Source organism: Algoriphagus sp., from assembly GCF_024642405.1.
Classification (GTDB): Bacteria; Bacteroidota; Bacteroidia; order Cytophagales; family Cyclobacteriaceae; genus Algoriphagus.
Genome location: NZ_JAHEBC010000208.1, coordinates 1 through 6,845, shown reverse-complemented (window position 1 = coordinate 6,845; position 6,845 = coordinate 1). Strand labels below are relative to the sequence as shown.

Below are 6,845 nucleotides of genomic sequence, written 5' to 3'. Positions count from 1 at the left end.
GTTTGCGGAAATAACGATGGAATCGAAGCAATGCCTGATGGAGAGTTTTTACCCCCTTTTGATCTCAATTGTGTGGAGGAGTACATGCAAAAAACGCTTAAGGAAAATTTCCCAGGAAGACATTTAGTTCAAGGCCGATGGGCTCAGGTAAGTGAACCCAAACAGATTCATCTGGATCAGGGAAGAGCCAAATGCCAATGCAGAAATTTGTGTATGCGGGGCTGTCCATTTGGGGGGTATTTCAGTTCCAATGCTTCTACTTTACCTTGGGCTGAAAAAACCGGTAATCTCACTATCAGACCATTTTCGGTGGTTCATTCAATTCTTTATGATGAAAGCTCCGGCAAAGCCTCTGGCGTTAAAGTGATAGATACCAATACAAAGGAGGAAATTGTCTTTACTGCGAGGGTTATTTTTGTCAATGCTTCTGCACTTAATTCCAACTTGATTTTACTTAATTCTAAATCAGAGCGGTTCCCCAATGGTTTAGGGAACGATCATGATTTATTAGGAAAATATGTCAGCTTTCATAACTATAGAGCAGGTTCTGGGGGTAAAATTGATGGTTTTGAGGATAAATATTTCTATGGAAAAAATCCTACAGAATGCATCATCGCCAACTACCGAAACTTGAAGGAACAGGATACCGACTTCGTGGGTGGGTATACAATTTTTACAGGTGCATATAGAAATCGAGCTGAGGAAGTCCCCGACAATGAACCGCAATTGGGAGCAGACTTCAAACATAACTTGAGTAAACCAGGTAATTGGCGTATTTATATGTATATGCAAGGGGAGACCATTCCTAAAGCGTCAAATCGAGTTTATTTAAGTCCTGATAAAACGGATGAATGGGGTATTCCTTTGCTGGTAACGGATGTTGGCTATGATGACAATGATGAAAAAATGGTAGCTGATTTTCTGGAGGAAAGTAAAAAAATGCTGGAGAAAATGGGTTGTACAGATCTATACTCCTATGATAGTAAACAGGCGCCAGGGTTGGATATTCATGAAATGGGCGGAGTAAGAATGGGTAGTGATCCTAAGACTTCTCTTTTGAATAAATTCAATCAGCTTCATGAGTGTAAAAATGTATTTGTTACTGATGGGGCATGTATGACCAGTACAGGCAATCAGAGCCCTTCAATTTTATACATGGCACTGACAGCCCGTGCGGCCACCTATGCTGTTGAGCAGTTTAAAAGTGGGGCTTTATGATTAAAAAAAATTCTTTATTTCTAAGAAGAAAGCCGGCTAATTCATATCTCTCAGTAGTTCGCATATTTTGTGGACAGTGTTAAATAGCTTTATCGAAATTCTAAAAATGAATATTGGTTATGGAAAGAAGAGAAGCATTAAAACTTACAGCATCCATACTTGGAGGAAGTCTGATTGGCTCGCAAGCTTTTTTATCTGGATGCTCTACTCAGAAGGAAAGATCAAACCTACTCACCGAAGATGATCTTTCTTTGCTTGATGAAATCGGTGAAACTATTCTTCCTGACACAGATCAATCTCCGGGAGCTAAAGCTGCACATATTGGTGAGTTTATGAAAGCAATGGTCAATGATTGTTATGATCAAGAGGAAGCGGCCATTTTTATTAAAGGGCTGGGGACAATTGGTAAGGAATCAAACATAACCTATGGCAAAGATTTTTTGAATCTTTCTGTGGAGCAAAAGCTCGAATTATTAACAAGTTTTGATGAAGAGTCTAAAAAGGGTCAAGATGGTGATACCCCGCATTTCTTCACCATGATGAAGGAATTGTGCATTTGGGGATATTTTACATCAGAACCTGGAGCTACTAAAGCTTTACGATATAATCCTATTCCAGGCAGATATGATGGTTGCTTACCCTATGAAGGTGAAAACGCTTGGGCATAATAAGGATGACGTTCTTGAATATAAAATACACTAGAAAATCATCATTGACCTTTTGCCGGTACTTTTATTCAATTTCGTTATTGAAGTTAGCTTCTAAAATCCTGATATCTGCTTTCTTACAATCGGTTGGTATAGCTTGAACAAAAAAAGTTTTGTCATGAGCCATTAAAAATGGAGACTCGTCCCCATCCACATTTATACTAATTTGGTAACTGACCGTATCGGTAAGCAAAAGCTTTTCATTTTGATCAAAGTAATTAATCTCAAAGGATATTTTCTCTATATCTGAATCAGAATTATTTTCAATATCAAAGCGGGCGAGGTTATCTTTTATTTCTACAAAATCAGCATTTATTGGATCGTTTGAGCAGGAAATCAGAGCAGCCAATAGCAGCATCAAACATAAATTTTTCATAGCTCTCTAAAGTTTAAAATCGGATCACTTTATTTCTTTACTTTTCCCTAGATTCTAAATATACAATCCCATCTTTTAGATAGTATAGAATATTAAAATCTAATAGCAATTCCTGACCGATAAGTCCATCTGCTTTCCTTTTAGAAACTTCATTGACTGGATCTATTTCAAAAACCGAAGGTATATTCTTCCATTTTTTATTACCAATCTTAGCAAATGTGACTTTCCCTCGAACATTCGAAGTGATGGTTGGATCAAGACTAAATCCCTTACTCACTTTATGTCTTTTTTTGGGTTTGAGCAAGTAGTTTTCAGAAACAGAATTATTATGAAAGGTTAAGTAATTACTCGCTCCGGTATCGATTTTGACGACTAGGTTGATGCTTTCTTTTGCACCTTTAGGAAGAATTTGAATAGGTATTCCAAAAAGATCTGATTCAAGACTGATCAATTGAATTGGCTCGGCATTCCCATGGTAATTAAAACCAGAAATGAAATAAAACCGCATTTCTCCAGCATCTATATTTGTTTCAGTGATAAAATTTTTAAGTAAATCGACCCCAATTATACCATCCACATTCGTCTTTAAGAAAGTGCTGAGGTGTGATAAATCCATTAAGTAAAGCGAACTCTCGTTTAACTTGACTCGCTCACCTATCAAGATTTGATTTTTGTCTGATGTTTTTGATGTAAGGGTTTTTCCTGCTGTCCCTATTTTGGTTTCTCCTGAGATTTTCAAGTCGAGTTTATCTCCAATTTGTGTATCTATGACCGTTACTCCTGCACCGGAATCAAACATAAAATTCAATGGATCTGGATGATTATTAATTTTTAATTGGATGAAAATTAAATTATCAACAAGATCAAATGGGGTTTTATCGATCAATTGTTGACAAAAGCTGAAGTGATAAACTAGATTGGCAAGTAAAAATAAAGCAATATGTTTCATTAAATCAGTTTTTACCTTAATGAAAATAGACCCCATTTAAGAAATGGGCTAAATCCAAAATAGCTAGATATTTTATTCTTAACTAGTTCATTCAAAATAATTTCTCCAAAGTTTTTATCATTTAAACTTTAAGAATCTTTTTGCTGAAATGAGTAAAAATGCATGGGACTCCTTAGTTCATAACCCAACCTTTTATAGATCGCAATTGCATGAGCATTATCGGCCCGTGAATGTAGAAAGGGTTTTCTCCCTTGGGAATAGATCGATTCTGTTAAAAAATGAGTGATTTTGGCACCTAATCCTGCACCTCTAAAATCCGGATGAGTACAGATCGCAGAAACTTCGGTATAATCTCCGATGTGCATTCTTTCTCCACCCATTGCAGCAAGTTTTCCGTTGATTATCACCCCATGATAATTTCCAAACTCAATCGTTCGCTTAGAAAATGGTCCAGGTTCGGTCAATTCTGTTAAAGCGATCATTTCATCAACATTAGAGAGGGTAAGAGGAGTAATTTCTGTTTTTATTTTAGTAGCTGGTTCCAGTACTCTGTTAGTTGATATAAGCTGGGTGGCCGGACCAGCTAAGGTCACCTCCAGTTCAGGGATAAAATCAACTTCTTGGTTTATTAGTAAATACCATAATCGATCTTTTGGTGTATTAGAAAGTAGGCTTTTTTGGGAGTCTTTATCCCATTTCTCTAAACTCATAAATGGGGCTATATCCTGATTAAAAAAAGGAAATTGGAAGGAACCCTCATTGAATTTCTGATCCAGGCCTGTCAAAGAATGGAAAATGGGATTATCTAAAAGATGAGGCATAGCTGAATCAAAAAGATTAGGAAACTCTAAATATTCTATTTTTTGTCATTTTGTGAAATTAAGAATTGATACCGATTGATTATGAATTGGCGAAAAGAAAATCTTATCGCTCCAAACCAAGGATGTTAGATCGACAATATGTTTTTCATTATCCCTATGCTACAGGATGGATTTGTCAAAATGAAACATTAGAATTGTGTGTATCTTCTTTTAATGAAACCCAAAATGAAAAAATCCTTTTTGAGTGTACTGCTTTTAGTTGCTGCTACTTATTCTTTTGCGCAGCAAGGTTCCGGTAATCCGGTTTTCCAAGATTTTCAAAATCCTCCCAATGCAGCTAAACCTAGAGTTTGGTGGCATTGGATGAATGGGAATATCACCCAAAATGGGATTCGCAAAGACTTGGATTGGATGAAAAGAACCGGGATTGGGGGATTTCAGAATTTCGATGCCAATCTGTTTACTCCTGTTGTGGTAGAAAAGAAACTCGTTTTTATGACTCCAGAATGGAAAGAGGCTTTCAAATTGGCAACTGATTTAGCTGGGGAAAAAGATCTTGAAATGGCGATTGCGGGTTCTCCGGGATGGTCTGTCACTGGGGGTCCTTGGGTGGCTCCGGAAGATGCTATGAAGAAATATGTGTGGTCGGAAATTTTAGTAGAAGGAGGAAAAACATTGAGCCTTGCTTTACCTCAACCTTCTGGTCAAACGGGGGTATTTCAGGATGCCCATTTGGAAGGTGGTGGAATTTCAGGAGGTTTTATAGGAAAAGAACCGGTGTTTTATAGAGATGCTTTGGTGGTGGCCTACCCTGTTAATTCTGATGAAAAGTCAATTCAGGAGCTTTCTCCTACAATCACAAAAAGTGGGGGTGACTTTGATCATGGCTTATTAATGGATGGGAAAATAGATCATGGTGGTTTTCTTCCGCCCATGGAGGTTGGTAAAGATATGTGGATCCAATATGCCTTTGATGAACCCCAGACCTTTAAAGCTATGAGTATTTCCGGCGCAATGAATGGAGCGCTGGCGGAATTTAATGGAGGCCCTGAAAACCGAAGTCTGAAAGTCAGTGACGATGGAGTGAATTTTAGGACAATTGCCAAAGTTTCAGGTAGTACTGTTCCATTCAATACAGTTTCTTTTAGTCCAACCGCTGCAAAATTTTGGAGAATATGTTATGAAACCTTGCCAGGTGAGGTCAATCTTTTTATGGCAATGGCAGGTATTCCTATGGAAGAACCTAAACCGACTGGAGTAAATGTGGCTGAATTTGTTTTGTATAAAACGTCGAGAATTGATCAAGTAGAGGATAAGGCGGGTTTTTTGCCATGGACCGAAAATTATCAGCTTGCTCAAAGTGAAATAAATAGCCCATCAGATGAAGTGTTGGATAAAAGCCAAGTGCTTGACTTGACTTCCTTACTTCAGAAAGATGGATCAATTTCCTGGGAGGCACCTGCTGGAAATTGGAAAATTATCCGATTGGGATATTCCTTGACAGGTCGCCAAAATCACCCAGCCTCTCCCGAGGCAACAGGTTTGGAAGTGGATAAACTAGATCCTGTCGCTGTAAGAAAATACATCAATCATTACCTGGATTTGTATCAAGATGCTACAGGAGGAAAGTTGGGACCTGAAGGATTAGAATTCATGATTTTGGATAGCTATGAGGCAGGCCATATGAATTGGACCGCTAAATTCCCTGAAGAATTTGAGAAAAGAAGAGGGTATAGCTTGACGCCTTATCTTCCGGTATTGACAGGTATGCTGGTGAATAGTAGGGAAGAGAGCGAGAAGTTTCTTTGGGATTTTAGAAAGACCATCGGCGAAATGATCGCCGACAATCATTACGATGTGATTGGAGAGGAGCTTCATAAACGTGAAATGAAACGTTATACCGAATCCCATGAAAACAAGCGGATTTATCTCGCAGATGGAATGGATGTAAAACGGCATGCAGATATTCCTATGTCTGCCATGTGGACGCCGGGTAGTTTAGGTGGAGGTACAGATGAGGAAGTTAGAAGTGAAGCAGATATCCGTGAGTCTGCTTCAGTGGCCAATATCTATGGGAAACCTTTTGTGGCCGCCGAGTCAATGACTTCTGTGGGTAGACCTTTTCAGGAATATCCGGAAAGATTAAAACGAACAGCAGATTTGGAATTGGCGTCTGGCTTGAATCGATTTGTGATTCATACTTCGGTTCATCAACCTTTAGATGAGATGAAGCCAGGATTTTCTTTGGGGCCTTTCGGTCAATATTTTTCCCGTCAGGAAACTTGGGCAGCTATGGCAAAACCATGGATTGACTATTTGGGGAGAAGTTCTTATATGCTTCAACAAGGAGAGAACGTAGCAGATATCCTGTATTACTATGGAGAGAACACAAATATTACTTGGGTTGCTAGAGAAAAGCTTCCAGAAATCCCGAAAGGATACGAGTTTGATTTTGTGAATTCATCAGCGCTAAAGGAGGCAATTCAAGCTGAAAACGGAAAGTTGAAGGCTCAAAGCGGAAACACCTATGAAGTTTTGATGCTTGATGAAAGCGCTTCTTTGATGACGCTTCCTGTCTTGAAAAAGCTGGGAGAATTAGCCGATGCAGGAGTAAAAATAATTGGTGAAAAGCCGGTTCAATCTCCGAGTTTATCGGACGATGAACAAGAATTCAAACAATTGGCAGATGCAATTTGGGCTAAACCCAATGTTGGCGAAGGAGTGAAAATACCTGTTCAGCCAGATGTAGAGATTTCCGGAACAGATCATAAAAT

General features: G+C 38.6%; 6 protein-coding genes. 3 read left to right on the top strand and 3 right to left on the bottom strand.

What is annotated here, in order from left to right; genetic code table 11:
* Together Q0L68_RS14180 and Q0L68_RS14175 are read left to right on the top strand one after the other, a co-directional pair.
* Positions 1–1,218 (top strand): GMC family oxidoreductase (locus Q0L68_RS14180; protein WP_296704417.1); only part of this gene is annotated, 1,218 nt, incomplete at its 5' end.
* Between the two features lie 119 nt (positions 1,219–1,337).
* Positions 1,338–1,886, top strand: a complete 549-nt coding sequence (locus Q0L68_RS14175; protein ID WP_296704415.1) for a gluconate 2-dehydrogenase subunit 3 family protein — start codon at positions 1,338–1,340, stop codon at positions 1,884–1,886.
* A 64-nt stretch (positions 1,887–1,950) separates the two neighbouring features.
* Here the strand turns inward: Q0L68_RS14175 and Q0L68_RS14170 are convergent, their stop codons facing one another.
* The 3 genes from Q0L68_RS14170 to Q0L68_RS14160 all read right to left on the bottom strand — a co-directional run bounded on the left by Q0L68_RS14170 (position 1,951) and on the right by Q0L68_RS14160 (position 4,071).
* Positions 1,951–2,301, bottom strand: coding sequence for a hypothetical protein (locus tag Q0L68_RS14170; protein ID WP_296704413.1), 351 nt, complete (start codon positions 2,299–2,301; stop codon positions 1,951–1,953).
* Between the two features lie 37 nt (positions 2,302–2,338).
* Positions 2,339–3,250 (bottom strand): retropepsin-like aspartic protease, encoded by a 912-nt coding sequence (locus tag Q0L68_RS14165; protein WP_296704410.1) that lies wholly within the window; start codon positions 3,248–3,250, stop codon positions 2,339–2,341.
* 128 nt (positions 3,251–3,378) lie between these two features.
* Positions 3,379–4,071, bottom strand: a complete 693-nt coding sequence (locus Q0L68_RS14160) for a GNAT family N-acetyltransferase (protein WP_296704402.1) — start codon at positions 4,069–4,071, stop codon at positions 3,379–3,381.
* A 225-nt stretch (positions 4,072–4,296) separates the two neighbouring features.
* On the opposite strand from Q0L68_RS14160, the gene Q0L68_RS14155 reads away from it, so the two are divergent.
* Positions 4,297–6,845, top strand: a 2,549-nt coding sequence (locus tag Q0L68_RS14155; RefSeq protein ID WP_296704400.1) for a glycosyl hydrolase, incomplete at its 3' end; no start/stop codon positions are given.